We start from the raw sequence: 25,932 nt of genomic DNA, 5'->3' as shown, positions 1-25,932 counted from the left end.
TCGCGGCTTTAAATTATCTTAATGTAATTTAAGGATATTAATAACAATTCAAACACGCCAACGAGTGCAACAGAAAAAGTTCTTGGATGGGTAATATCTCCAAAAAACATTAAATTTCCGTCGTATCCTCTTGAATTAAGTGAATTATATATTACATCTCCTTTATCAAGTGATTTTATGAACAAACTTCCAGTCAATAATCCAAGCGAATGGTATGAAGTTTTAAAGTTTTTGTAGCCCAGTCTTGTTTTTTGGGAGTTTTCCATTGTCAAAGCTTCGTCTAAAAGTATGAATATGTAGCGGTACATCATCATTGCAATTTCAAGCATGTTTTTTGGCATTTTAGACTTTTTTAAAATACAAAAAAGTTCCGTAAATGGGGTTGTAAGTGCTAAAAATAAGGTGCAGGATACTCCGCCAAGCATTCTAAAAAATGTTAAAAGTCCAAGACTAAATCCGTCTTTTAGTAAATTAACTGTAATTCCAAAAAAATCAAACGACGTGTAAACATCAGTTCCAAATAAAAAAGCCATCATAACAAATGTAATAATCCCAAAACCAACGGGAACTGCCAATAATTTTAAATAAATATTTTTAGGTATTTTTGCAGCAAATATAACTACAAAACTCATTATAATAGTTATTAAAAGAGGTACGATAAAGTTATTAGAAAAAACACAGACGAGCAGTGATGAAATTGCAAAAATAACCTTTAAAGTAGAATTAACTGACTTTAAATTGTTATAGTTTGCAATGTTATCAATTAACGTACTGTTCGTCATGTTTTAACCTTTTTACTGGTTTTTAGCATCGTATTTGGCTTTGTTGTAACCAAAGAAGTATCCTATAATTATGGCACCTATTGCAGCTTGAAGCGCAAATAAGAGACTTTCAATTTCCCCACTTGGAGGTTCCCAGAATGGCTGGAACCATGGTTCGTATGAGGGGTCAAGTTCAGCGATTACTCCTTCAGCACTGTCATCTGCACCACCGAAGTAGCCTTCATCTTCACCAAGACCGGAATACATGATCAAAGGTGCTAATGTAAGAATTATAATTCCGATTATCATTATAACGTGTTTAAATTCCATTATTCAGCACCTCCTTCAGCTTTTACCGGGTCAATAAGACCAAGTTTTGCGAGAAGGTCTGGTCTCAATTTCATGATGTAATCCCAGATAAGGCCTGTTAAAAGACCTTCCATAATTGCAAGTGGAATCTGTGTTACTGCAAATATTGCTCCAAAAGTTGAAACAGCAGTAGCAAAGTCCGGTATTGGGTATGCTAACGCAAGCTGGATTGACGTTGTAACGTAAGTTCCCCAGTCTGCAAATATTGCAGCGAGTACAACAACCCATGTGATATTTAATTTTCCTTTTAACAATTTAAACACTAAATAACCAATTGCTGGGCCCATAATACCCATTGAAAATATGTTAGCTCCTAATGTGGTCAATCCACCGTGTGCAAGTAATATTGCCTGGAACAGTAATACAATCGTTGCAAGTACTGCTGTAATTGCAGGACCAAACATAATTGCACCGAGTCCACCACCTGTCGGGTGTGAACAGCTTCCTGTAACTGAAGGAAGTTTTAGCGAACTTAATATGAACATAAATGCTCCTGCGAGGGCTAATGTAGGTTTAACTTCAGGTTTATCGTTTATTAGTTTATTTAACTGGATTATTCCGTATATAACGACAATTCCGGAAAGTACGAACCAGAATGCAGCCCACATCGGAGGTAAAAAACCTTCCATAATGTGCACTTTATCACCTATTAAAGATAAGTTATACTACTATACAGTTACCTTTAATATGGTGTGATATATATGGATTTCTATTTAGTTCCAGCTTAATTTACTAAATGAAATATATCTTGAATAAGGTTTTAATGATATATAAAACTAATTTTAAAAAAGAGAAATAAATGTTGATTATTATTCGTTAGTAATATATCCTTTAATGGCAGATTTTGCAGCTATTTTTGGAGAAGAAAGGTAAACTTCCGATTTGGTGTTTCCCATTCTTCCTTTAAAATTCCTGTTTGTTGTTGCAAGGCAAACTTCTCCATCTCCTAAAACACCCTGATGAGCTCCAAGGCATGGTCCGCATCCAGGAGTACAGATTAACGCTCCAGAATCTACAAAAATATCAATCAATCCTTCTTTTAACGCTTCTTTAAAGATTGACTTTGATGCAGGAATTACAATTAATCTTGTATTTTCATTGACTTTATTTCCTTTCAAATGTTCTGCAGCAATTCTTAAATCGTTTAATCTTCCGTTTGTGCATGAACCGATGAATATCTGGTCTAATTCTATTCCGGATACTTCTGAAATTCCTTTTACGTTGTCAGGGTGGTGTGGACAAGCAATCTGTTCTTCCATGTCAGTTATATCGAATTCAACTGTTTTGTGGTAGTTTTCAGACCCATCAACGGTTATTCTATTTTTTTTCAATTCAAGAATTTCTTCGCTTGAAACGCCTGCATTTTCAAGGTAGTTATAAGTAGTATCATCAGCTTCAATGATTCCTGATTTTGCACCCATTTCAATTGCCATGTTCGATAAAACCATTCTTTCATCCATTGAAAGATTTTGCACCGCGTTTCCACCGTATTCTATGGACATGTAAGTAGCGCCCTGCCTTCCAACTTCTTTACACGTTTTTAGAATAATATCTTTTCCAGAAATGTTTTCATTTTCCCCGGTTACATTTACACGGATGGTTTCGGGGACCCTGAGCCACGTTTTTCCCGTTGCGTAGACGTAGCCCATGTCAGTTGCACCAAAACCTGTTGCAAATGCACCAAATGCACCATGTGTACAGGTGTGGCTGTCAGCACCTGCAATTATCATGTTTGGCTTCACGTGACCCATTTCGGGGAGTACCTGGTGGCATATTCCCTCGCCATCGAGGTAGTAATTTTTAATCCCCTGTTTTTTGATAAATTCTCTTGTTATTCTTTGCATATTTGCAGCTTTTGACGTGTTTGCAGGGACATTGTGGTCAAAGATAATAACTATCTTTTCATTATCCCAAACTTTATCTGTAATCTGCTCAAAAGCTTTTACAGTAAGTGGTGTAGTCCCGTCATGTGTCATTGCAAGGTCCACGTCTATTTCAACGCTGTCTCCCGCATAAACATTTTTTCCAACATTTTTAGAAATGATTTTCTCAGCAAGTGTCATAAATTCTCACCATTAAATTCATGATATAAAAAACAGTACTTCATAGGTTAGGGGTTATTGATTTATAAATATAGGGGGTTTAAATTAAATTTTAAAATAGAATATTTAAAATTAGTATGAGTATTCTGTATCGTTATTTATTTTCTTAGGTTTTATTTCGGATAATATTTCTCCATTTTTAAAAATCCTTATAACTCCACCACTTTCTGAAATTGTAATTGCAAGAGCGTTTGTATATTTTGAAATAGTTGCAGCAGCATGGTGTCTTGCGCCAAGACCAAGAGGAAGCTCTATATTTCCACCACTACAGTTAATATACCGGCCTGCACAGAGAACTTCCCCTTTTTCACCAATTATAAATGCTCCGTCTATTGTTGATAATTCTTTAACCGTTCCTTTAACCTGTTTATCAAATATAAATGATTCATGACCTTCAAAAGGATTCAAAATTAATTGAGATGACATTTTTAAAACTCGTTGTGAATCCCCGATTACAAATATTGAACCAACGGGTGTTCCTTCCCTACCTTCGACTGCAAGCTCCATACAAAGGTTTAAAACTTCATTTATGACTTTTCCTTTTGTTTTTTCAATTGAGGAGATGTAATCGTAATATTTGAGGATTTGCGGGTATTCGTTTACTTCAAAGATGGATATGGTGTCTGTTCCGCCAGTTACTTTTGGAATACCGAGGATGGACACAACAACGTCTCCTTTTTTCACAATATTGTTTGCAAAAAGGTTTGTTACTGCCTGTTTTATCATCGAGGACCGGTCATCATTCCTATATGTCATTAGAAGCGGTATAATTTTGGGTTCATTTTTTAATTTTAAAAAAGTTTCTTCATTTGGCGTAGTTACAACTACTTTTAAACTTTTGAAGTCTTTTGATGACCTGTTTTTTCGGGCCCTTTTATAGATTGCTTCCTGGTCCTTGTAATATTCGTAAGTTCTTCCAGTTTCTGTAAATATCAACAATATATCTGCGTTGATGTCTATTGCGAGATTGAAGCCATGTTTTATTAAGCTTTTGACTTTATTACTCATCTGGTGCACCGGTTTTTACATTTTTGAGAGGCTTGTTGCAAAGTAGGGATTTCCAATGCAGTGCTGGTGTGCGTAGCCTCCAACTATATCGCCATCTTTTGAAGTTATTCCATCCATAGAGTTTATTATTCCCTTTCCCCTATTTATTTTATACGAAAAATCTTTTTCATTGATATTTATTAGTTTTGAATAATGAAATTCATGTGCTCTAAATTCTTCGGATTTTTTACCGATAATACAGTCTTTTTCAAAAGTTCCTTTAACATAACTTAGGCCCTGAACGTTGGGAGTCATTACTGCATCTGCATCTATTAATTTTAACATTTCTTTTCCATCGATAGAGTTTGTAAGATACATTAATCCCCCGCATTCACCGTAAATTTTTCCATCAAAGTTTCTTATCGATTCAATCATTGACTTGTTTTCCGAAAGCTTTTCTGAAAATATTTCTGGGTATCCTCCACCAATATAAATGGTATCACAATCTGGAACTTCGGGGTCATTTACCGGACTGAAAAATTTTATTTTCGCGCCGTTTTCTTCCAATGCATCGAAATTATCCCAGTAATAAAAATTAAATGATTCATCAAACGCAACGGCAATTTTTGAATTATTTTTTTCAACTTTCCAGAGAGTTTCTTCTTTATTTTTATCATCAACGCAAAAATCAAAACTTTCGTCACTCAATTCAACTATTTTTTCAATATCGAGACATTCTTCGACAGTTTTTCCCCATAAATCTATTCTTTCAAGCAATTCATGCTTATTTTCGGGAGTTGGAACAAGTCCCAAATGTCTTTGGGATACAGATAATCCTTCATCTCTTGGAATCGCGCCAATTATCTCAATTTCATCATCGTAATACTTTACGGCTTCTTTTAATTTATTCAAGTGCCCTTCTCCACGTATTTTATTAAAAATAACACCTTTAATATTTAAATCAGTGTCAAAGGATTTAAAACCTTTAATTATTGCAGCAGCACTTCTTGTAAGGCTTCTTGCATCCATCAATAAAATTACTGGTGAATTTATGGCTTTTGCAACGGATGCAGTACTTCCAATATCATTATACGGTGAAATTCCTTCATAAAGTCCCCTAACACCTTCAATCACATTTATATCTTTATTTTTGGAATGCCTTTTGAAAATTGATCTTACTTGCATTTCGTCCATAAAGAATGAATCTAAATTCCTTGATTTGTTTTTTGTGGCTTCCGTATGATATGTCGGGTCTATATAGTCAGGCCCGATTTTATATGGTTGCACGTTATTTTTTTTCGATAATGCTTTCATTATTCCTGTAGATATGGTCGTTTTTCCAACCATTGAAGAAGTGCCCGCAATAACTACTCTTTTCATATTTTTCACGCGATTTAAAGTGATAATAATTCTTAATTTTTATAAATTAATCATAAACTAAATATATTTTGAAAACATAAAAAATTTTTGATATTTTTTAGAGAGGATGAAATTTTGAGTTTTGAGTTTTTAAAAAAACAGTTTGACAGGTTTTTAAACTTGAAATTTATGAATAAATTTATTTTAACTTACTTTTTATCATGGATAGGGTTATTTGTAACTTTAACGGTAAGTAAATTTTTAAAGCCTCTCTTAAACGTTGAATCTGCCGGAGTTTTAACAACTGCAAAATATGAAGTAATTTCAACAGCAGTATCCTCTCAAGTGGGGCTTAATTACTATTCAATCTGGTATTCATATTTTATAAGTAATTTTCTTGCATGTATAACCATATTTTTAGTTTTTGCAATACTTTCTTACCTTTATAAACGGGACATTTTAAAAGGAAAATCAACAATCAATGATTATTTCAATATGTTGCTGTTTTTTTACGTATTGGTTGTATTAAATCCACTTACAGGAATAGTGGGTGCGAGTTTAAGTTTTTCAGATTTGCTTGCAATAATTCCACACGGGCTTTTTGAGTATGCGGGATTTTCAATGTCAATAGTTCTTGGAATTGAATATTCACTTTATAATCTTCCATTAAATAAAAAAGAATTTTGGGACAAAAAGCAGAAATTAAAATTTTTATTAAAATTTTTATTAATCCCTGTATTATTATTTATTGCAGGCGCAATGGAAACTTTAGACTGGATAATAGTTAATTATGCAAAAGAAAATGGATTATCCGTTTTAAAAACATTTTTTGATGTATATTACAACCTTTTAAAGTCATTACTTTTTTGATTCTTTTTTAATTATTTACAATCTTGAACTATAAAAATCGTTTCAAAATACAAATATACTTCAAACTCCAATATAAGTAATGTATTTCTCCAAAAATATGGGGATTACGGGGGCATATAATGCACAACAAAAGATTTTTTGCAGTTCAACTAATTTTTGCAGTTCTGCTCGTAGTTTCCTTTTCGTGCTGTACAGATAGTTCAGATTCAGGAGAATCCTCGGTTGCAGCAGAAACGCAAAATTACGACTCACAAAGTTCTTCAGGCACATCTATAAATTCAGAAATTATGGACTTAGTTGAAAATCAAAATGAACTCTGGAGTTATTCCTACGAATACACGTTAAATTCTGAAATGGAAGGTCAAATTTCGGATATAAGTGGTTCTGGAAAAATTGATATGAGGAATAAAAAAGCATACATTTCTTTAAAGTCGGAATCGGAAAGTATGGAGTATTATTATTTTGAAAATGAGATATACATGGGCACTACTTCGGGCGGGGAAACCCAGTGGATGAAAAGTTCAGCTAATGGTCAGGATTTCGAATCAAATTTTGACATAGCATCGCAGTACGATAAAAACGTTTACGACCTCGAAAACAATGACTTTACGTTGGAAGGAGAGGAAACGGTAAATGGTATCAGGTGCTATAAACTGAAAATGGATGTAAAAAACATGATTAACTATGCAATAGCTGAAAATGTTGCTTCAAATGGGGATATTACAGACTTGGAGCAGGCAAGTATTGTTTACTATATCGATAAATCAAACGGGTACGTTATAAAAACAACAACTAATATCAAAGGAACCGATGAAGCAGGTGAACCGTTTGAATTTAACTATGAAATGAGTTTAAAGAACATTAACGAAGTTCAAGATATAACAATTCCAGCTGAAGCAGAAAATGCAATGGACATGTCAAGTTACTACTCAAACTACTAATAAATAACATAAAAAAATACTAAAAAAAGAATTTTATTTTTTTATTTCATTTTTTCAATATCGATTGAGATATCGTAAGTTTCTTCATTTGGCGTTTTTATTGTCCAGTTTTGATTGTAATCCGATTTTAAACTATCAACGAAGTTTCCTCTAACTTCATTTGCGATATGGTTTACGTAATCGTTACTGAAGTCAATTCCTTCTAATTTTACATTGATTTTTTCGTTAATATCTAAATCCATGTCTTTCCTCATTGATTGGATTCTTCTAATAACTTCTCTAACCAATCCTTCTTTGATTACTTCGTCGTTCATGTCGATATTGATGTAAACGTTTCCTTTTGAGAATTCTACACCGATAGTATTTTCAGGAATTTCAACTCTGAATTCAACGTAATCGGGTTTTAAAACATATTCAGAAACTTCAAATTCTCCAGATTTCAAGTTTTCTTTGAGTTCTTTTGGATCTACTGAGTTTATTGCAGCAACTACTTTTGGAACGTCGCTTCTGAATATTTTTCCAAGTTCTTTGAAGTTTGGTTTTACAGTTACATTTCCTTCGAATTCTTTTAATTCGATTTCTTTTACGTTTCCCTGTTCTTTTATGATGTATCCGTATTTTTCAACAGTTTTGGAAATACTTTCCGGAAGCGTTATTTTTGTAATTGGGTATCTTAATGTATATTTTGCTTTATCTCTTCCCTTTAGGATTGAATCCACAATTTCACGAATAATTTCGGTATCTTTTTCAAGAGTTTCATTTATAAATTCAGATTCAATTGTTAACTTGTTCATAAAGATGCTTTCAGGCATATCTTCTGTTTTCAAGTTCTGGTAGATTTCTTCTGAAAGGTGCGGGGTTACCGGAGCCATTATCGAAATCAACTTCATGATTACGTAGTATAGAGTTTGATATGCAGATAATTTCTGTACGTCGTTTTTCTCCATCCAGGTTCTGTCACGGATTAATTTAATGTACCATCTTGAGAAGTCGTTAAGCACGAAATCTCTAAGTGCCCACGTGTACGTGTGTAAATATGGTTTTTCTAAAGCTTCAACTGCTTCTTTAGTAACCGTGTTTATTCTGCTCAATATCCATGCATCTTCATCTTTAACATGTTTGAAATATTCATCATTTGGAACGAAATCATCAAGAACCATGTAGTTTGCTGAAAATGCGTACGAATTCCAAAGAGTATTTAACATACTTCTTGTTTCATCCATTTCAGAATATGAAAATCTTAAATCTTCCCATGCTTTGTTTGCACTTAAAAGGTAGAACCTTAAAACATCTGCACCGTACTGTTCTGTAACGTCGTCAGGGCTTACAATGTTTCCTAATGATTTACTCATTTTTTCCCCGGTTTCGTCAAGAGTGAATCCGTGCATCATACATTTTTCGTAAGAGGTATCGTCAAATACAACCGCGCTCAATGCATGCTGTGAGTAGAACCATTTTGTAACCTGGTCGTTTCCTTCGGTAATGAATTGAGCTTTTTTAAGTTTTTTAGAGTCAATTGAAGCGTATGGCGCCAAACCACTATCGTACCAGACATCTAAAACATCTGGAGTTCTTTTCATTTTTCCGCCACAGGAACATGTAAGCGTAATTTTATCAACTGCAGGTTTGTGAATATCGCTTAAATCTAAATCTTTTTCGTTAGCTCTTTCTTTTAATTCGTCAACTGAACCGATTACTTCATAATTTCCACATTCTTCACATATCCAGATTGGGATTGGAATTCCCCAGTATCTCTGTCTTGAAATGTTCCAGTCTCCAACGAAACTTACTCCGTTAACATATCTTGTTTTAACCCAGTCTGGAACCCAATCAACAGTTTTACCCTGTTCGATGATGGAATCTTTTATTTTTGAGATTGAAAGGAACCACTGTTCAGTTGCCCTGAATAAAAGTGGTGTTTTACATCTCCAGCAGTGCGGGTAGGTGTGTTTTACTTTTCCAGAGTTTACGAGTAAATTTTTGGATATCAATGTTTCAATAACTGATTCATCCATATCTTTTACGAAAGTTCCTTTCCAGATGCTATCAGTATATCTTCCATTATCATCAATTGGTGCGTATACAGGGATGTTGTATTTTTTACCAATGTTAAAGTCGTCTTCACCAAATCCTGGTGCGGTGTGAACTAAACCAGTTCCCCCTTCAAGAGTTACGTGGTCTCCCGGAACAATCGTGTGCACATTTTCTATTTTTGCAAATTCTTGCTGTTTTTCATTTTCTTCAAGAAGCGGGTGGATGTATTTTAATCCGATTAATGAATCTCCCTTAACAACTTTTGAAATACTGAATTTTGAAATTTCATTGTTCTTTTCAGCCTTTTTCATTACGTCATTTACTAATTTTTCAGCAATGACCCAGGTTTCAACGCTTCCATTTTCAAATTCAACATCAACATAAGCATAATCGAATTCCGGATTTACACATACAAGCATGTTTGAAGGAAGTGTCCATGGAGTTGTAGTCCAGATTGTAACGTATTCATCGCTTTTTTCAAGTTTGAATTTTACATAAACTGAAGGGTCGAGAACTTCTTTGTATTCTCCTCTTACTTCGTGTTCAGCAAGCGAAGTTTCACACCTTGGGCACCAGTATCCTGATCTCAAGTCTTTTGTAAGTAATTCTTTTTCGTGAGCTTTTTTAAGTGTCCACCAGCCCATTTCCATGTAATCTCTTTTAATTGGCATGTATGCATTTTCAAAATCAAGCCAAATACCTAAATTTTTAAACTGGCCTTCCATGAATTCGAGGTTATTCAATGCAAATTCTTTACATTTGTTTATAAATTCCAAAGTTCCAATTTTTGTTTCAATATCCTTTTTAGAGCCGATATTAAATTCATTTTCTACTTTAACTTCGATAGGAAGTCCGTGCATGTCCCATCCAGCTTTATCTAAAACATTGTATCCTTGAATTCTCTTAAATCTTAAAACTGTATCCTTTATAATTTTATTCCAAGCCGTTCCAAGGTGTATTGCACCAGAACAGTACGGAGGGCCGTCAACAAAATAGTATTCAGGGCCGTGTTCATTTAATGCTTTTACTTTTTTGTAGGTATTTTCTTTTTCCCAGTATTCTTTTATTTTTAGGTCTAATTCTCTAAAATTTACTGATTTGACTTGTTTCATTTATTCACCCCGGTAATTTTAAAATAATTTAATTTAGGTTAATTTTGTGATTCTTCGTCTTCTTCGTCTGAATCAAGACTTTTACTTTTGTAGTACCCTTTTAAAAGCGGCATTTTAGGAAGGTCTTCTAAGAGATAAAAGTAAGGTTCATGCCTCTCGCTAACGATTACGATATGTGCAGGAGGGTGAATTTTTCTAATCCTGTCGATTGCTCTTGGTGCATTTTCCTCAATCCTGACAAGGCAAGCTTTTTTGCATGGTTTTTTAATGTTTCCAACAATATGTTCAAGAATTTCATCTGCAGCTTCTGGAACCATTATTCTTGGTTTTCCAAGTATTGTTAATTTAGCATGCCTGTGAACATCAGCTATTGCGTTTTTTATTTTTTCGTAGCTGTCGCCTCTAATAATCAAGAGTACCATGTTTCTCACCGTGTTTTAGTAGTTTTAAGTTTAGAATTATGAACTATTCTAAATTTACTTTTTATCCCATAAATCAAGATATTCTTGAAGTATAAATGGAAAATCTCTTGCGTTGACGAATCTAAGCCCGAGTCTTTGAGCCCATTTTTCAATACCTTCGTCGTTTGCAACAACTGCTGCATCGAGCTCTTTTGCTAACAAAAGAACGTCTAAATCGGGGGCACTGTCAAGAGTACCTCCTCGAAGGGTATTTCGATATTTGTCTCTAAAACTGTTAACCGTTTTTGACAGGACTTCGTTTAGCACGTCTTCCCTATTTTTTTCGTCAGGTTTTGAGAGTATGTATGCTTCCAAGGCTGTTTCATACATTGCGTTTTCACTTATCCTCATCCCTTTATTTATTCTTTCCCTTAAATCTTTTATATATTCATAAAATATTTCAGCGGGAATTTTTATTTCGTAGCGATTTGGAGTTTTTTTGACAAGCCACGTGTCTACCTTTATCAATGTTTCAGGAGCGCACTCTTCCCTAATTAAAAAACCAATGAGTTCTTTATAAACAGTATTATATGGAATGTGGCATGAAATATCGAGCTGTACTCGTGCTTGTGCAATAATATCCATTATTTTCTCTGCAGATTCTGAGATGTTTGAAACCCCTAATGATTTTCTAACATCACTATCTGTAATTGCAGTTGTATCGAGGCAAAATCTTTGTCTTTGCAAAATTACCTACCTCCTTTATTCGTTATTATTTATTCCATTTAAAATTCTTAAATTTGCCGGATAATTTTCAATGTATTTTGAGATAGTTTCCTTTTCTATTCTCGCTTCAAGTTTTGAGATTGTTCTTTCAATGTTATTTTTTGAAAAACCTCTCGGGATACATCCTTTTATTTCTTCAATTGATTCGTAATATTCTTTTTCATTTAATTTTTCTGAAATATTTTCTGGCAAGTATTTGCTCAAATCAAAATTATTCACGGTATCAAGAACCATTTCTTCGTTTCTTTTAAGAATAATTTCCGATAAATTATTTCCAAAAGATTTAAAGACATTTATTGTGGTTTCTGGAAGCATATGTTTTATTGATTCAAAATTATTGTTAAAAACTCCTTCTCTTATTCTTGTTCCGCTTATTCCTTCAATTCTTTTGATGAATTTAAATTTAGGATTCCATTCTGGGAATTTTTCTTTTAATTTATATATTGTGTAAGACATCGATGCAATTACGTAGTTATCGATTTCCAATTTTTCCCCGAGTTTTTCACCCGATTCAATGCATGAAATATTGTAAGGTTTTATTTTGATGTGATTTCCATTATTTATCGAATTAATTACTTTTTCCATCGTTTCTTCTTCAATGTATCCCCTTGGGATAATATCTCCATTCAATGCAGAAAAAATCTTTATCAAACACTGCATATACTGTCCTGACCCCATAATTCCCATTGGTGGGCCTTCAACTATTAAGTCTGCTCCAGCAAGCAGTGCCATTTCTGCTCGAATATGCCGGTTAACTAAATATGGAATCCCCCGTCCACTTCTTTCAAGGGGTCCAGGAATAACGCTGATAAACAATCCTTCACTTTTACCAAAATCCATGCAGTATTTATGCCCGTTATGAAGCGGATTATATTCAGTAAAGTCTACAACAACGTTTTTTACGTTTTTTTCAACTTTTAAAGTTTCAATGATTTTTTGAATTTCTTTGATATTATTTTTTGAATTTTTCGAGTCTTCAATTATTAACTTTCTATCTTTTTCAAATGACTTTATTTCGTCTTCCATCTTACCACAAATCCTATGTTTTCAAAGCTTACCGAAAAATTTATATATTATGAATGCAATGTTTATTTTGCTCTCAGAACGAGAGCCAAGAGAAGCAGAAGGGACCTATGGTCTAGTTGGCTATGACATCGCCCTTACAAGGCGAGGGTCGCCGGTTCGAATCCGGCTAGGTCCACCATTTTTATTTTAGGCAGATATATTGATAAATTCAAATATATTTGTAAGGGTTAAATAGTAACTCGTTTTAGATTGAATATTTTGGTTATACTTTTTAAAATTTAATTTAAAAGTTAAAAATTAGGCAAAATTAGTTTGTTTTTGGCCTCATCTGAGCGTTTCTCTGTTCAATTGCAGCAGCTCTTTTTTCAAGTTCAGCTCTTAATTTTGTAACTTCTTGAGTCGTTTTTTGAATCTGAGAAGTTATGAGTTCTTTTGTTTGTTCAAGTTCTTCAACGCTTTTTTGGAAGTCAACTATTACTTCATCAACGTCTTTTTCAAGTAAAACGTCTATGCCAACTGAAAGAACGATTTTTTCAGGGTTTTGGACTTCTGCTTTTACAAATGCGCCCGCACCAAGAGGCAACAAAATTTCTTTAGAGCTTTTTAATCCTTCCATGGATTCGATGGATTTTAAAAGTTCCATAATCATCATGTCAATGTTTGAAAGTTCTTCTTGGAGTTTTTGTACCTGCTGGTTGTAAACCTCGAGTGCCATGAATTGGTTTTGAAGTTCTTCGTTCATTCTTATCACCATTAACCGTAATTTTGGATTAGAATTAGAACACCATAAACTCTGAAAGTAAATCGTGTTTTGTTTTCAAATCTTTAAAAGCATGAGCCTTCTTTTAATATTTTTATAGTTACGATAATTATATATAGCTATTTATCATTATTGATAATTACGAATTGTTTCTGCATGGACGAAGGTGTTAAAATGAAGCTTTTTGGATTTTTCGGGTATTTAATTGTTTTTTTAAAGGCTTTAGGCGAAGCATGGATTGATGTAGTTAAAAGAAGTTTCGATGGTAAAATCGACCCAGAAGTTATTGAAATTAATACCGATATAAACAGTTTGATGGGACAAGTTTTACTCGCATCAAGCATTACATTAACTCCCGGAACACTTACAATCGATTTAGATTCGGAAAACAAAACCTTAAAAATAGCTTCAATCAGTCCAAGAACAAAAGATGAGATAGTTCCTTTTGAACCATATATAAAAAAGATTTTCGATTAAATTATTTTTTTAGATATTATTCTTATTTTTATTTTTTATAGAGATTAGTTGATATTATGGATGATTCTAAACGCATTTTAATTACAAAAATACTAAAAAACGAAGTAACAGAAGCTTTGGGCTGTACTGAAGTTGGATTAATCGGTTACGCAGTTTCACTTTGTAATATTTCGGACCCTTTTTCAATTGATAAACTCGAGGTTACACTAAATAATGGCTCTTTTAAAAATGCTTACGCGGTTGGTGTTCCAAATACTAAAAAATATGGAATATTACCTGCAGTTGTTGGCGGACTTTTGGGAAATTCTAAAAACAAACTTCTAATTTTTAACGATATAAAATACAGCCAAAAATTAGGGGATTTTATCAAAGAAAAACTCGAAATAAACGTAATTGACGGTCCATTATATTGTAATATAAAAATTAAAGATAATTCTGGGAATTACTTCGAATCATTGATTAAAGACAATCATTTAAACGTTGTAATTCCAAAAATTGAAAAAGAAAACTTAAATTTAGAAATAACAGGTTTTGAAAAAGAAGAATATAAAAATCTTAACTTAACTGACTTTTTAGATTACTTAGACGAAATTCCTAAAGAAATTATTGAATTAGTTGAAAAAACAATTCATACAAATAAAAATTTAATCAAAGGCGATTTTTTAAATTATGGAAACGATATTTTGTCAATTATGGTAAATAAAACAACATCCGCCTGTAACACTCGAATGACTGGGGAAAATATGCCTGCGATGAGTGTTGCAAAAAGTGGCAATATGGGAATTATGGCAACGCTTCCAATAATTTCTTACGACTTTTCAACAGAAAAAAATTCAGAAAAGCTTGTAAAATCAATTCTTCTTTCAATGCTTGTTACCATCTATGCAACGTATAGATCATCCTATCTCTCGTCGATGTGCGGGTGCGTGAGCAAAGGTGGAATGGGGGCAGTAATTGGGCTTTGTTACTATAAAAACGGGAAAAACATTGGAAAAATTAATAGTGCTGCAAGAGCATTTACTGCAAATTTGCCCGGAATAATCTGCGATGGTGGAAAAGTTGGATGCACATTAAAACTTGCATCAGGATGTTTTGCGGCTTATTCTTCTCTTTTTGTCGATATATCTTATGAAAATGGAATTGTCGGTAAAAATTTTGAAGAATGCATCGAAAACATTTCAAAAATCAGTAAAGCAATGGGCGATCTTGATTGTGATATTGTAAAAATTATGTCTAAAAAGGAAATTTAAAAAAGTAGGTTAAATTATTAAATTTCCTCGTTTAAAAACCAGTCTGGGGTTTCTAATAATTTATATCCGCCAAGTGGCCCAGGCTTGGTTTCGATAATAAATTCGAGTTTTCTTAAATCATTAATTCTATTATGAACTGCAACTCGACTGTCCCTATCGATATGCTTTTTTAAATATTCTCCTGAAATGTATTCTGAATTTTTAGAAAAGATTCCTTCCTTTTCGAGAATTTTTCTTGCTTCTTTTTTGGATGTGTCTTTACTTAAGCTTTCGTAAAAATCCATGACATCAAGAAACATGCATATAATTTTAAAGTGTCCAATGTCAATTTTAACATTTTTTTCAAATGCTTTTTCAAGGAAAGTCCAGAAATCAATTTTTCGTTTATATCTGGGAATATTTATAAATTCAGACATTCAGACACCTTTTACTTATTATTTATTTTCTTATGACATTTTTACAGCTTACTTTTCTTGCAAGTGCAACTTCACCGATTTTTATAAGGCCAGTAAAGAATTTTTCAAGTCCTCCGCATGCCCAGATTGCCTGACCAAATGTGGAATCTTTTATTCTTTTTTCATAATCTTTTCCAGTAATGGTTTCGCCAGTAGTCTGTTTTGTAACTATTGCAGCGGCATTCATTAATTCTTCCCATGAAATTCCTTTTAATTCACCCATGAGTGATTTAAAAATATTATATACTGGAATATCGTAGAGTTTGGAAAGAGTTTTTGTAATATCGCAGTTTCTAACAATTCCAACGAGCTGACCGTCATCATTTAAAACAGGAATGCTCACAACCTTGTATTCTACAATTTTAGTAACTGCTTCTCTTGCAGGTTCGTTTTTATTTAAAACAATAACATCTTTTATTGGACTCATTATATTTTTTACAGGAATGTTTTTGTCCGAAACTACCATTAAATCAATAGATGTTGTCCATCCAACCAATTTATTGTCATTATCTATAATTGGTGTGCTGAATTTTTTGTGTTTGTACATTAATTCAATAACTTCCTGTACCTTAAAATCAGGATATATTTTAAGGAATTTTTTGTCCATTAAACTTTTCACTTTCATTTCTACCCCTCCCCGACTACATATTTTTCGTTTTAATTGCTATCGCAGTTACTGGACAGTTTTTCTCGCATTTTCCACAGAATATGCACTTTTTATCGTCCAATTTCATCAATCCGTCCTCGTAAATTATCGCACCAACAGGGCAGACTTCACTGCATACCATACAGTTTATACATATATCGTTATTTAAAAATATTTCATTTTCATTTTCAAGTTCGCCCATTTCATTTTCAACTTTTATCGAATTTTTCGGGCATACTTTTTCACAAGCAGTGCAACCCATGCACAGATCAAGATTTATATCAATACTTTCTCTTTTTTCAACTTTTATCGCACTTGTTGGGCAGAATCTTTCACAGATTCCACATTTTATACAGGACTCTTCATCGAGTTCGTGTTTTACTAATTTTATTTTTCTGTGATTTACATCTATTTCTTTTAATTCGTAAACTACATCATCGCCATTTAATTCTGCACGACCTTCTAAAACATTAATTGCACCGACTGGACAGGTTTTAGCACATATTTCACATTTTACACACTTTTCAGGAAGTATTTCGGCAGGATTTTTAACACTTGGCTCTGTTATTGCATCAACAGGGCAGACTTCGTAGCAAAGTTCGCATCTAACGCATCTGTTAGCTTCCACGTATAAATTCCGTTCAACAGGTACGATAATATTTTTTAACTTTTCTTTTACGGACTTTTCATCAATTCCAAGTTTTTCTGAAATATCCGAGATGATTTTTTGGGCCGGTTTTTTTATGGTTATCATCTAAAACACCTTTTTAGGTATTATTCAAGTTTGATTGCATTTGCAGGGCAGATTTCTTCACAGTGTCCACAAAGTACGCACTTTTCCATGTCAAAAGAAATCATGCCATCGGATTTAGATATTGCACCAAAAGGACAGTTTTTAGTACATACCAAACACATCACACATTTTTTTGTATTATATTCTAAGTTTTCACTTTTTAATCGATTTTCAATTATTAACTTTCCGCTTTCTACTTTTACCCTTGTTTTGGTAATTTTTATTGCATCAACAGGACAGGTTTCTACGCAAGTGTTGCAGTAAACACATTTATCATCAATATTTGGAACTTCTGGAAAATTTGAGCTGATTGCAGTTACTGGGCAGACTTCAAGACATCTATTGCATAATATACAAATTTCAGGATTTATTTCGATTTTATTGTTGATATACTGACTATCAAGTTCGAATTGTATATCCAAATCATCAAAATATTTCTTAAGAATTTCCGATACCATATCAATCAGCCTTCCCTTTTTCACCAATATTCTCATCTGAAACCGACTTTTGTCCAAGGTCTTTGATTTCTTCTTTTAGTAACACGTAATTTTTGGTGAATTTTTTGAGGTCGTTATGGAGAATATTTTCAAATTCATCTCTTACTTTTCTTTCAGAGTATAAATTCTCAGCTATTTCGGTTTTTGTGTAATTTACTGCATCAACCGGGCATGCGTTATGACAGATGGCACACCTTACACAGTATTCTGGATTGATATATGGCAAATTTGTTTCTTTAGATATCGAGATTGCTTCAGGAACGTTGCATGACCGGTAGCAAATTCTACAGCCGATACATTTTTCTTCATTAACGATGTAGCATTCAGCAGTTCTTTTAGTAATTTTTTCAGGAATTCCAATTCGTATTGCAGTTGTGGGACACACTTCAAGGCATTTTCCAGATTTTATGCAAAGATTAACTTCAAGCCTTTCAAGATCGATTGAACCGGGACACACATCAACACAGTTTCCACAGCCAATACATAAACTTGGAACAATTCTCGGAATTTCCGAAATTACATCAGTTTCTTCTTTAAAATCACTTCCAAGCCTTTCCCGGTTAAATTTAATGTTTTGAGAAATTTCTATTTTTTCTGAAAGTTCTGGTTCGGAATATGTAACTATTGCATTTTCAACAGGACAGGCTTCAACACAGTTTTTACAGCTTACACAAAGATTAACATCGATTGTGTAAAGTCCATTATTATTGTGTGAAATTGCATTAACTGGACACGCATTTTCACACGATCCACAGCTTACGCAGACTTCTTCATCAATTAAAAGATTGATAAGTTTTGGAACATTCCATAAAAGTTCAGTGGCTTCTTTTCGAAGAGTTCCCATCTCTAAAACTTTTGTAGGGCACGATTCAACGCAGTTTCCGCAGTTTATACAGGAACCTGCATCAAATACCGGCATTTCCTTTTTAAATTCTTCATTATATTCCATTTTTATTGCATCAGACGGGCAGGATTCACTACACGCGCCGCAACTTATACATTTCTCGGGCAAATCAAAAATTACCGGAATTTTTCTGAATCTTTCCGGTGGAATAAAACTCTCCTTTTCAGATTTGGCGTTCGTAAATCTCATAAACCATTTTTTTCTTACGAACTCGTAAAGATACCAAATAGATGATGACATGGATATCACCTGCAATCAGGTTTATTTATTAGATTTTGTAGTCGCTCAATTTTCCAGTATTTAAGTCTTTTAGCTGAATAGTTCTTTCAGTACAGGACACACAAGGGTCAATTGATGTGTATGTAGCAACTGCATCCGCAATTGTTGGACAGTCTTTTATCATGTATTTGTAAGCTTCAAGGTTCATTACTGTTGGAGTTCTAATAATAATTCTTTTTATTAATCCACCATCAGTAATTGCAATTTTGTAGTAAACTTCACCTCTATGGGCTTCGTTTCTCCATTCTCCTTCGGTAGCTTTAATTTCAGCTTTATTTCTGACTACTCCGGAAGATTCCGCGTAATGTTCGAGGGCTCGCCTTATAAGTTCAATACTCGTAAATATTTCGGCATGCCTTACCATCATTCTCGCGTAGTTGTCCCCTTCATTTCTCCAATCAGGTTTGAAATTCAATGCTTGATAGGTTTCGTGTCTTAATCTCCAGTCACTTTCAGGAATTCCGGAAGCCCTTGCAACCGGACCTGCAGCACGTGTTTTCATGATTTCTTTGTAGCCGATTTTTCCGATATTTTTACTTCTCAATCCGATTAATGGGCCGGTTTCAAATGATTCAACAATGTTTTGCAAATCTTCTTCAAATTCATCAATTTTTTTGTGGATTGTATCTAAAATTTCCTTGTTTAAATCGAGTCTTACTCCACCAACAACGTTAAAACCCATATTTACCCGGTTTCCAGTAAGTGATTCGAGTAAATCCATGATAGTTTCTCTTACATTTAACATCCAGATTCCGATAGTTTCATGTTCAATTGTAAGGTTGTAAACTGCGGCTGCAATTAAGTGGCTGTGGATTCTCTCAAGTTCGCAGGTAATTACTCGTAAATATTTTGCTTTGTCCGGAACTTCAATGTCGCACATATTTTCAATACATTCTGCAAAGGATTGGGTGTGAATGTACGAACAAATTCCGCAAACTCTTTCTGAAAGGTGTATGCATTTTAAATAATGTTTTCCTTCCATAATACGTTCTATACCCCTGTGAACGTAACCCATGTCTATTTCAGCACCTTTTACGTTTTCCCCTTCAACGAGAAGTTTTATTCGCAAAGGTTCTTTCAATATCGGGTGAATGGGTCCAATCGGTACTACATTCATAATATCATCTCAATCATGCTTTGGCTTTATTTTTTTCTTCTTTTAATTTTTGATTAATCAGTTTTTCTTTAGCAGCAAGTGCATCCGGGGCAATTGCGACTACTGCAGCGATTATTTCTGACGGTCTTGGCGGGCATCCAGGAAGCTTTGCATCAACAGGAATTACTTTATCAACGGGCCCATGAATATGGCCTTCTTTAAATATTCCACCGCTGAGTGCACATGCACCAACTGCAACAACTATTTTTGGTTCAGGGGTTTTTTCGTAAATTTCAAGAAGTCTTTTTTCCCAAGCTCCAGTTACTGGGCCAGTTACAACTAAAACATCAGCTTCTCTCGGGTTGTTATGAACGTAAATTCCGTACTGTTCTATATCATACCGTGGGGCAAGGCAAGATACTACTTCTATATCGCAACCATTACAACCGCCAGTATTTACAAGACAAACGTTGATTGATCGTTTTCTTACAAAATCTTTAATCATCGAAATCATCTCCAAATTGGCTATTCTTCGCCTTTCAGAATTTTGACTGTCAGGAGCCTGCCTTCCTCAAGTGATTCTTTATATGGTTTTTTTCTGACAATTGTATCTTCAACGACCTTTTTTCTTATTAAATCGGCATCTTTTTTTGAAATCAATCCGAAAAAGTCTGCAATCCAGCACAAACCCAAATCAATATCTACTTTTCTTCCAAGACATCCCATTTTAGCCTGTTCAACATATGCGTGAGATTCGTAAAGTGATGCTCCATCACACGTCTTTACAAATACTTCAACGACTTCTTCCATTGACATTTTGAGAGCTTTTGAAATTGGAACGATTGCTTCTTCCATTATATAACGATTACCCTTTATTATGTTGTATTTTTGTTCTAAACTCGAATTTTTGTAAGTTTCATCAATTTCTTCCAGCATAATTTCACCTGTTTTGCTATACCATCCCGATTGTTAGCAAAATGTAGCCGATAAGTGCAATAAATATTCCAAGGCAGAATTCTGAGTGGCCGTATCCTGGTCTCATTCCAAGGGGGAATGCAAGAAATAGTACTGAAATTGGCGCGTTTACTGTAAATGCGAGCCCTCCGATAATTGCTGAAAGAAGTGCAGTATTGTCGAGAGTTTTTTCTACATACGGTTTACTGTATTTTTTATAGCTGTATGATAGTCCAAGGGCTGATCCGATAACAAATGCGATTGCACAGTAAAGTAACATGAATGGAACTTGGTTCATAAAATCACCCTGCGATAAATGCGAAATATCCAAGATAGATAAACGCAATTAATACAGCAAGCATCATTAAATGCTCTGTAGTTTCTATTAAATGGGTTATTTTTTTATTTTGAATAAGCAATAATAATATTCCTGCAAGAAGGACTACGAAAAGACCTAAAATTGGGGTTATTGGGTATTGAAGCATGTTAATAAGTACTATCATTCCCAAAACCACGAATCCTGCAATTGAGAGTAACTGGATGTACTGTTTCATGATAACACCTAATGGATGATTCTGTAAGCCAGATCAATTAGTGTAAGTGATGCAATTGTAATTTGGAGCATTACTGAATGATTTGGGGCAAGTAGCGGCGTTAAAGCACAGATAAATGAAATAACTACTGTTAATACAAACATTCCAATTAATGTCATTACTGGATTTGCTACGACTAATGGGCCCAAAAACAATGCCATAAATAGCCATAATAATACAAACCATGCTATTGCATCGCCAATCATGATAATTGCTTCGAGAGGCCCGTAATGTTCTGTGAGGTATCCACTTACAATGTCTTTTCCTTTTACAATTGCAAATGGGCTGAAAGGCGCTTTTGAAAGAACGAGTACAAATATTGCAAAAGCACTCATTGGAAGCTGGAATATCAATGGGCCATTTACAGCTTGATAATTGATGATGTCCCCAATAATCAGTGAATGTGTTACGGTGTAGATTATTCCTGCAGCCGCAAAAAGCGGAACCTCTGCAGCAGCTGAGAAAACACTCCTAACACCACCAATTTTTCCATAGGGCGACCCACTACTCAATCCACAACCGTGTTCAACGATCTTTTGTAAGATGTAAAGCCCGATTAATATCAGTAATGATGATTCAAAGATAACTGCAATTGATAATGCACTCATCCAGACCATGATGTCCATCAATGCTACAAATACATACAAAGGATTTCCTGCTGAAATCGGGAAGGTTATTTCTTTAAAGTAAAATTTGAATGTATGGATTAAATACTGAATAATTGGTGGGCCTGGCCTGCACTGAATCCTTGCCATAATTTTTCTATGGAATCCAAGCAAAATTCCGCCAACTAAAAAGGCATAAAATGCATACATAAGTCCGTTAAACATGCTGAATGCTGCGCTCAAATTACCACCCTCTGAACGGAATCTGGCCTATTTTTTCTCTTCTTGATTTTGGGTTGAGGAACATTGCAATTCCAAAGATTAAAAACGGGGTAAATACTGCGGTTAAGAGGTATGTTACCATGTTGTTTTGAGAATTCAGGTATAGTGTTCCAATATATCCCAAGATTCCAATTATAAGAGCTATAAACCCACTTTTAGTTTCTGGACTCATTTTTTCACCTTAAGATATTGTAAGCAGAATTTCTACAGTTCTTACGATAACTAAAAGGGATGAAAGGTGTATCATCAGAATGTACGGTGCTCCTGGAGCCCTGAACATTTCCGCTTTTGCTGCATAAAACGGTGCAACACCAGTTTCTCCAATCATTCCAACTGCGTAGAGTATTTTTTGATATAACAACTCGTGAGTATTTTTTGAAAGTTCAAATATTGAAAGAGTTCCTGTTTTTCCGAGAATCAGTGCAGCGGCACCAAATAATGGAAGCGATGAAATTATTGCGATAATTCCATAGTGGAACGCTGCGTTCAAGACCCATTCTTTTTTAACAGCTGAAACAATTCCTATGTTTGTAATCCCAATTACTGCAAGGAACAGTGCAAAGTCAAAGAGGTCTCCAGTTAGCATTGAAAATGCAGTAGTAATACCACAAACTACTGACATGAATCTCCTTATTTTAAGTTCTTCAACGGTTACATAGTTGAATTTGTCACCAAATTCGTATCTTTGGGCTTCCAACTGTTTTTCAGGCTTTGTAAAGTACACGATAACCGTGAAAACCATTGCCACGATAAATGCTATCATCGAGAAGTCTGTCAAGTAAAATACAATATCTCCCAAAGGAATTATTCCGTGAAAGTTTCCTGCGATATATTCAACGAGCATTTTAATCACCTTTGGCCGAGATTATTCGAACAACTCTCCAATTAGTCCGAGTTTGGAACCTACTTTCAGTGCAAGTCCAAATCCAGCTATAACAAGGAAGTATGGCCATTTTGAAGGGAATAGGAAAAATCCAATAAACCCAAGTATCCAAACTGCCCATGCAATTCCTGAAAATGCTGAAATTCCTTCCCAAGACACCCTTAAATTTTCAGGAAGTATTTTTTCACCCGTAGCTCTTTTTGCCAATACAAAGAACAAAAGACCGCTTGCCATAACAGCTCCGCCGGTAAATCCGCTCAATATAGCTCCGTAAACAACGAGAACAAATGCGAAGAATTTTGGGGTGGTGTAGAGCACTTCCATTTTACTAAAACTTATATCAAGGTTCGGAGTTTCTTTAATCGTAAATTCTTCCAATAGTTTTGATTTTTTCTTTTGATCATGTTTTCTTAAGTCATTTCTTGAAATAAATAACTCTGTAACTGCTAAAAGTTCAGCCATTCCTACAACCAACCCTGGAAGGATAAGTGCTTCTGCAAGGTCTGAACCAATTGCCGCAATAATTACGAGCATCCCATATTCTACAAGGTCAGTTAACAAAATCATGTTAAGGTCTGATTTTTGACGGGAAATAGAATAAAGCGAAATTATTCCAACTATAAATCCGACAGCAACAGTTTTACTGAATAATAAACTTACGTAGTCCATTATTTCACCTTATTATTCCTGTTTAGGAACAGCCATCCAAATATCGTGAACGAGAGGAGCAGTGTCAGTGACTCTAAAACTGTGTCGAACCCTCTTGTATAATATAAAATTTCATCTAATATTCCCCCAGGGGTTGATACAATTGTAGTACCAAAGTACATTGTATTTTCGCTTATCGCAATAGCAACAGGGGATAAATAAGCAGTAATCTGTCCTCTTATACTCTGGTATTCTGGGTACTGTGATTTTATATCTGCAGGTTCTGAAAGTGTAGTTCCGCCTCTATCGTATGGGGCAAGAGGGCTTTTTAAAACCTGACTTTGTATTGCATCTTTTGGATACAGCTGATCACTCGTAAATTCCGTAGGTAGGAATATACCGATGAATAAAACTATACAAATAAATCCGGCAAATAATCTGGAGACTGCGCTTGGCTTTGAAATATAATTCCAGGCTTCGTTTAGCTTTTTCATGTTATTCCTCTATCTCCTTAGTTTTTATAATCGCTCTCACGAGTACAAGTGTAATAATGGCGTTTACACCAAGAAACGTCATAAGTGCAAGAGTTTGATTATATGCTAAGAATATTAAACAAACACCAATAGCTGGAACTTCGATATTTAAAAATCTCTTAAACGGGTCTTTTGTTAGCGGTCCAATAACTGCACCTGCTGTACCAAGTATGAGTAAGAAGTATCCCACGTACAGTGCCAAGGTAACTAAATCCATTGTATCACCTATTTAGTAAGCACAGGGACTTCTGTACTGTATTTTTTCTTATTTCTAATCGTAAATTCATATTTTAATATTCCCAAAAGCAGTATCAATGTCGAAATGGGTTCTAACACTGACGAGATAATTGCAACATCGAGGTAGTAAAATGAAGCAATTAATCCGATAAGTCCGCTTTCAAGGAGTGCAAACATGATTATCTTGTTGATATTGTGCGTGTGTACGATGGTACCTATTCCTCCAAGAATACAGCACCCTGCAGCAACGATAGGTAGAATTTCCATCAAAATCACCTTTTCTTCTCGGATAGCTCCATTTTGTCGAATTCTCCAAGGGTATGGGCTATCGCATTACTGGATACTGTTGAGGATATGAAGTAAACAGCTGCGGCAATTGCGCCCATCGGGCTTTTTATGTATAGTGCAATCAGTGCAGCAATGCAGAAGTTAATACAGCAAAGTATCGGGAGTTTTAAAGCTCTACTTTTGGTCAAAAACACTTTTATAACTGAAATTATTCCCACAATTCCAATAATAAAAGTTACAAGAGACGATTCCATTTTATATCCTCCCCATTTTTCTTGCAATATTTCCAAGAATTCTTGATGCAGCGCTGTGATGCACACCCTGAATAGAGAATATCGCGAGAACCATTCCTGCAATAAAGTATTCAGCGCTTATAACTCCGCTAAGTAAGTAAATCAATATTGTAGCAGTAATTGCTCCAATTGTTCCTGCATAACCTGTATCATTACACAACCTGTTTCCAATGTAAATGAACAGTGCAGCAATTAATCCTCCTTCAAAGCCCATCAGGTAGTAGAATATTGATGCCATCAGTGTTCCTGCCGATGCATCAGGTGAACATACGATATTTCCCATGAAATAGCCACCATTGATATTTCCACCGATATTTTCTATCTTTTCACCGATTACTTTGGCACCAAGTACTCCAGGTTTTTTTGGAAGTCCAAAGTAAGTATCAACAATAACAAAATTTAACCAGCAAACTGCAAATGCAGCTAATATTTTTCCAGTTTCAATTAATATCATTGGTAACACCCGGGAATATTTTATTTGCAAATTTTGAGAAAACACTCGCAAAAATTCCGATTATTGCACTGGAAACAAGGTCTAATGTCATCAAATAGCCAATTAACGCAGTTAAACCCAGTGCTACAAATGGGGTTGGAAATAATACAGAACCTTCAAAGGAATCCATATCAAACGATAGTTTCATGCCAAGAACTGCTCCAACCACAATTGCAGAAACCAACGCTACTGCGTAGTTAATTAGTAAAACCATGAAA

The 25,932-nt window shown here is 34.5% G+C and carries 35 protein-coding genes and 1 tRNA gene; 5 read left to right on the top strand and 31 right to left on the bottom strand.

Going from position 1 to position 25,932, the window contains the following annotated elements; all coding sequences use genetic code 11:
* Positions 1–8: 8 nt before the first annotated feature.
* The 6 genes from cbiQ to cfbB form a co-directional block, all read right to left on the bottom strand.
* A complete protein-coding gene (gene cbiQ, locus ACS5L2_RS07115; RefSeq protein WP_459201320.1) occupies positions 9–782 on the bottom strand; it encodes a cobalt ECF transporter T component CbiQ in 774 nt (257 codons plus the stop codon).
* A gap of 12 nt (positions 783–794) precedes the next feature.
* The gene (locus tag ACS5L2_RS07110; protein WP_459201319.1) at positions 795–1,091 is read right to left on the bottom strand and encodes an energy-coupling factor ABC transporter substrate-binding protein; all 297 of its coding nucleotides are present in this window, start codon (positions 1,089–1,091) and stop codon (positions 795–797) included.
* Complete coding sequence (locus ACS5L2_RS07105) at positions 1,091–1,768, bottom strand: energy-coupling factor ABC transporter permease (protein WP_459201318.1); 678 nt, start codon at positions 1,766–1,768, stop codon at positions 1,091–1,093. The genes ACS5L2_RS07110 and ACS5L2_RS07105 overlap by 1 nt, the downstream gene beginning before the upstream one ends.
* A gap of 171 nt (positions 1,769–1,939) precedes the next feature.
* A complete protein-coding gene (hacA, locus tag ACS5L2_RS07100) occupies positions 1,940–3,193 on the bottom strand; it encodes a homoaconitase large subunit (protein ID WP_459201317.1) in 1,254 nt (417 codons plus the stop codon).
* A 111-nt stretch (positions 3,194–3,304) separates the two neighbouring features.
* Positions 3,305–4,240 (bottom strand): diadenylate cyclase, encoded by a 936-nt coding sequence (locus tag ACS5L2_RS07095; protein ID WP_459201316.1) that lies wholly within the window; start codon positions 4,238–4,240, stop codon positions 3,305–3,307.
* Between the two features lie 15 nt (positions 4,241–4,255).
* On the bottom strand, positions 4,256–5,599 hold the full coding sequence (gene cfbB / locus ACS5L2_RS07090) for a Ni-sirohydrochlorin a,c-diamide synthase (protein WP_459201315.1): 1,344 nt from the start codon (positions 5,597–5,599) through the stop codon (positions 4,256–4,258).
* Positions 5,600–5,713: 114 nt separating this feature from the next.
* On the opposite strand from cfbB, the gene ACS5L2_RS07085 reads away from it, so the two are divergent.
* Together ACS5L2_RS07085 and ACS5L2_RS07080 are read left to right on the top strand one after the other, a co-directional pair.
* Complete coding sequence (locus ACS5L2_RS07085; protein ID WP_459201314.1) at positions 5,714–6,448, top strand: hypothetical protein; 735 nt, start codon at positions 5,714–5,716, stop codon at positions 6,446–6,448.
* A gap of 119 nt (positions 6,449–6,567) precedes the next feature.
* Positions 6,568–7,389: a LolA-like protein gene (locus tag ACS5L2_RS07080; protein ID WP_459201313.1), complete on the top strand. Its 822-nt coding sequence runs from the start codon at positions 6,568–6,570 to the stop codon at positions 7,387–7,389.
* 41 nt (positions 7,390–7,430) lie between these two features.
* Here the strand turns inward: ACS5L2_RS07080 and ileS are convergent, their stop codons facing one another.
* The 4 genes from ileS to ACS5L2_RS07060 are packed head-to-tail and all read right to left on the bottom strand — an operon-like array spanning position 7,431 to position 12,748.
* Entirely contained in the window at positions 7,431–10,535 is a 3,105-nt protein-coding gene (gene ileS, locus ACS5L2_RS07075; protein WP_459201312.1) for an isoleucine--tRNA ligase, read from the bottom strand.
* Between the two features lie 38 nt (positions 10,536–10,573).
* On the bottom strand, positions 10,574–10,957 hold the full coding sequence (locus ACS5L2_RS07070) for a DUF356 domain-containing protein (RefSeq protein WP_459201311.1): 384 nt from the start codon (positions 10,955–10,957) through the stop codon (positions 10,574–10,576).
* A 54-nt stretch (positions 10,958–11,011) separates the two neighbouring features.
* A complete protein-coding gene (locus ACS5L2_RS07065; protein WP_459201310.1) occupies positions 11,012–11,683 on the bottom strand; it encodes an RNA ligase partner protein in 672 nt (223 codons plus the stop codon).
* A 15-nt stretch (positions 11,684–11,698) separates the two neighbouring features.
* Entirely contained in the window at positions 11,699–12,748 is a 1,050-nt protein-coding gene (locus tag ACS5L2_RS07060; RefSeq protein ID WP_459201309.1) for a nucleotidyltransferase family protein, read from the bottom strand.
* 101 nt (positions 12,749–12,849) lie between these two features.
* On the opposite strand from ACS5L2_RS07060, the gene ACS5L2_RS07055 reads away from it, so the two are divergent.
* Positions 12,850–12,926 (top strand) — tRNA-Val (locus ACS5L2_RS07055).
* 129 nt (positions 12,927–13,055) lie between these two features.
* On the opposite strand, the gene pfdA is transcribed toward ACS5L2_RS07055, so the two are convergent.
* Positions 13,056–13,490 carry a prefoldin subunit alpha gene (gene pfdA, locus ACS5L2_RS07050; RefSeq protein WP_459201308.1) on the bottom strand — a complete coding sequence of 145 codons (435 nt, stop codon included), beginning with the start codon at positions 13,488–13,490 and terminating at the stop codon, positions 13,056–13,058.
* Positions 13,491–13,598: 108 nt separating this feature from the next.
* On the opposite strand from pfdA, the gene ACS5L2_RS07045 reads away from it, so the two are divergent.
* Together ACS5L2_RS07045 and ACS5L2_RS07040 are read left to right on the top strand one after the other, a co-directional pair.
* Positions 13,599–13,985 (top strand): monovalent cation/H+ antiporter subunit E, encoded by a 387-nt coding sequence (locus ACS5L2_RS07045; RefSeq protein WP_459202629.1) that lies wholly within the window; start codon positions 13,599–13,601, stop codon positions 13,983–13,985.
* A gap of 56 nt (positions 13,986–14,041) precedes the next feature.
* Positions 14,042–15,235, top strand: a complete 1,194-nt coding sequence (locus ACS5L2_RS07040; protein WP_459201307.1) for an L-serine ammonia-lyase, iron-sulfur-dependent, subunit alpha — start codon at positions 14,042–14,044, stop codon at positions 15,233–15,235.
* A 17-nt stretch (positions 15,236–15,252) separates the two neighbouring features.
* Here ACS5L2_RS07040 and ACS5L2_RS07035 read toward each other — a convergent pair whose 3' ends face one another.
* Genes ACS5L2_RS07035 through ehaA form a run of 20 tightly spaced genes read right to left on the bottom strand, consistent with a single transcriptional unit; the run spans position 15,253 to position 25,928 of the window.
* Positions 15,253–15,651, bottom strand: a complete 399-nt coding sequence (locus ACS5L2_RS07035; RefSeq protein WP_459201306.1) for an HTH domain-containing protein — start codon at positions 15,649–15,651, stop codon at positions 15,253–15,255.
* A gap of 22 nt (positions 15,652–15,673) precedes the next feature.
* Positions 15,674–16,315 (bottom strand): CBS domain-containing protein, encoded by a 642-nt coding sequence (locus tag ACS5L2_RS07030; RefSeq protein WP_459201305.1) that lies wholly within the window; start codon positions 16,313–16,315, stop codon positions 15,674–15,676.
* Positions 16,316–16,331: 16 nt separating this feature from the next.
* Entirely contained in the window at positions 16,332–17,090 is a 759-nt protein-coding gene (locus ACS5L2_RS07025; RefSeq protein WP_459201304.1) for a 4Fe-4S binding protein, read from the bottom strand.
* Between the two features lie 20 nt (positions 17,091–17,110).
* The gene (locus ACS5L2_RS07020; RefSeq protein WP_459202628.1) at positions 17,111–17,596 is read right to left on the bottom strand and encodes a 4Fe-4S binding protein; all 486 of its coding nucleotides are present in this window, start codon (positions 17,594–17,596) and stop codon (positions 17,111–17,113) included.
* Entirely contained in the window at positions 17,589–18,770 is a 1,182-nt protein-coding gene (locus tag ACS5L2_RS07015; RefSeq protein WP_459201303.1) for a 4Fe-4S binding protein, read from the bottom strand. Before ACS5L2_RS07015 ends, ACS5L2_RS07020 begins: the two co-directional genes overlap by 8 nt.
* Before the next feature lie 28 nt (positions 18,771–18,798).
* Positions 18,799–19,926, bottom strand: a complete 1,128-nt coding sequence (locus ACS5L2_RS07010) for a hydrogenase large subunit (protein ID WP_459201302.1) — start codon at positions 19,924–19,926, stop codon at positions 18,799–18,801.
* A 13-nt stretch (positions 19,927–19,939) separates the two neighbouring features.
* Positions 19,940–20,410 (bottom strand): NADH-quinone oxidoreductase subunit B family protein, encoded by a 471-nt coding sequence (locus ACS5L2_RS07005; protein WP_459201301.1) that lies wholly within the window; start codon positions 20,408–20,410, stop codon positions 19,940–19,942.
* Positions 20,411–20,430: 20 nt separating this feature from the next.
* Positions 20,431–20,841: a DUF1959 family protein gene (locus ACS5L2_RS07000; protein ID WP_459201300.1), complete on the bottom strand. Its 411-nt coding sequence runs from the start codon at positions 20,839–20,841 to the stop codon at positions 20,431–20,433.
* A gap of 16 nt (positions 20,842–20,857) precedes the next feature.
* Positions 20,858–21,157: an energy-converting hydrogenase subunit EhaL family protein gene (locus ACS5L2_RS06995; protein WP_459201299.1), complete on the bottom strand. Its 300-nt coding sequence runs from the start codon at positions 21,155–21,157 to the stop codon at positions 20,858–20,860.
* Between the two features lie 4 nt (positions 21,158–21,161).
* Entirely contained in the window at positions 21,162–21,413 is a 252-nt protein-coding gene (locus ACS5L2_RS06990; RefSeq protein WP_459201298.1) for a hypothetical protein, read from the bottom strand.
* Between the two features lie 8 nt (positions 21,414–21,421).
* Complete coding sequence (locus tag ACS5L2_RS06985) at positions 21,422–22,282, bottom strand: respiratory chain complex I subunit 1 family protein (protein WP_459202627.1); 861 nt, start codon at positions 22,280–22,282, stop codon at positions 21,422–21,424.
* Between the two features lie 19 nt (positions 22,283–22,301).
* Positions 22,302–22,511, bottom strand: a complete 210-nt coding sequence (locus tag ACS5L2_RS06980) for a hypothetical protein (protein WP_459201297.1) — start codon at positions 22,509–22,511, stop codon at positions 22,302–22,304.
* Between the two features lie 9 nt (positions 22,512–22,520).
* Positions 22,521–23,183 carry a proton-conducting transporter transmembrane domain-containing protein gene (locus tag ACS5L2_RS06975; RefSeq protein ID WP_459201296.1) on the bottom strand — a complete coding sequence of 221 codons (663 nt, stop codon included), beginning with the start codon at positions 23,181–23,183 and terminating at the stop codon, positions 22,521–22,523.
* Positions 23,184–23,204: 21 nt separating this feature from the next.
* Positions 23,205–23,891: an EhaG family protein gene (locus tag ACS5L2_RS06970; RefSeq protein WP_459201295.1), complete on the bottom strand. Its 687-nt coding sequence runs from the start codon at positions 23,889–23,891 to the stop codon at positions 23,205–23,207.
* Positions 23,891–24,364 carry a DUF2106 family protein gene (locus ACS5L2_RS06965; protein WP_459201294.1) on the bottom strand — a complete coding sequence of 158 codons (474 nt, stop codon included), beginning with the start codon at positions 24,362–24,364 and terminating at the stop codon, positions 23,891–23,893. Before ACS5L2_RS06965 ends, ACS5L2_RS06970 begins: the two co-directional genes overlap by 1 nt.
* 1 nt (position 24,365) lies before the next feature.
* Positions 24,366–24,620, bottom strand: coding sequence for an EhaE family protein (locus ACS5L2_RS06960; RefSeq protein WP_459201293.1), 255 nt, complete (start codon positions 24,618–24,620; stop codon positions 24,366–24,368).
* Positions 24,621–24,628: 8 nt separating this feature from the next.
* The gene (locus tag ACS5L2_RS06955) at positions 24,629–24,907 is read right to left on the bottom strand and encodes a DUF2108 domain-containing protein (protein ID WP_459201292.1); all 279 of its coding nucleotides are present in this window, start codon (positions 24,905–24,907) and stop codon (positions 24,629–24,631) included.
* 5 nt (positions 24,908–24,912) lie between these two features.
* Positions 24,913–25,182, bottom strand: coding sequence for a DUF2109 family protein (locus ACS5L2_RS06950; protein WP_459201291.1), 270 nt, complete (start codon positions 25,180–25,182; stop codon positions 24,913–24,915).
* A gap of 1 nt (position 25,183) precedes the next feature.
* On the bottom strand, positions 25,184–25,675 hold the full coding sequence (locus ACS5L2_RS06945; protein WP_459201290.1) for a hypothetical protein: 492 nt from the start codon (positions 25,673–25,675) through the stop codon (positions 25,184–25,186).
* Entirely contained in the window at positions 25,662–25,928 is a 267-nt protein-coding gene (gene ehaA, locus ACS5L2_RS06940; RefSeq protein WP_459201289.1) for an energy-converting NiFe hydrogenase A subunit EhaA, read from the bottom strand. The genes ACS5L2_RS06945 and ehaA overlap by 14 nt, the downstream gene beginning before the upstream one ends.
* Between the last annotated feature and the right edge of the window lie 4 nt (positions 25,929–25,932).

It is taken from the genome of Methanococcus mangrovi (assembly GCF_054506835.1).
Note: the sequence above shows the minus strand (reverse complement) of the source record. Positions and strands in the feature narration are given on the sequence as shown.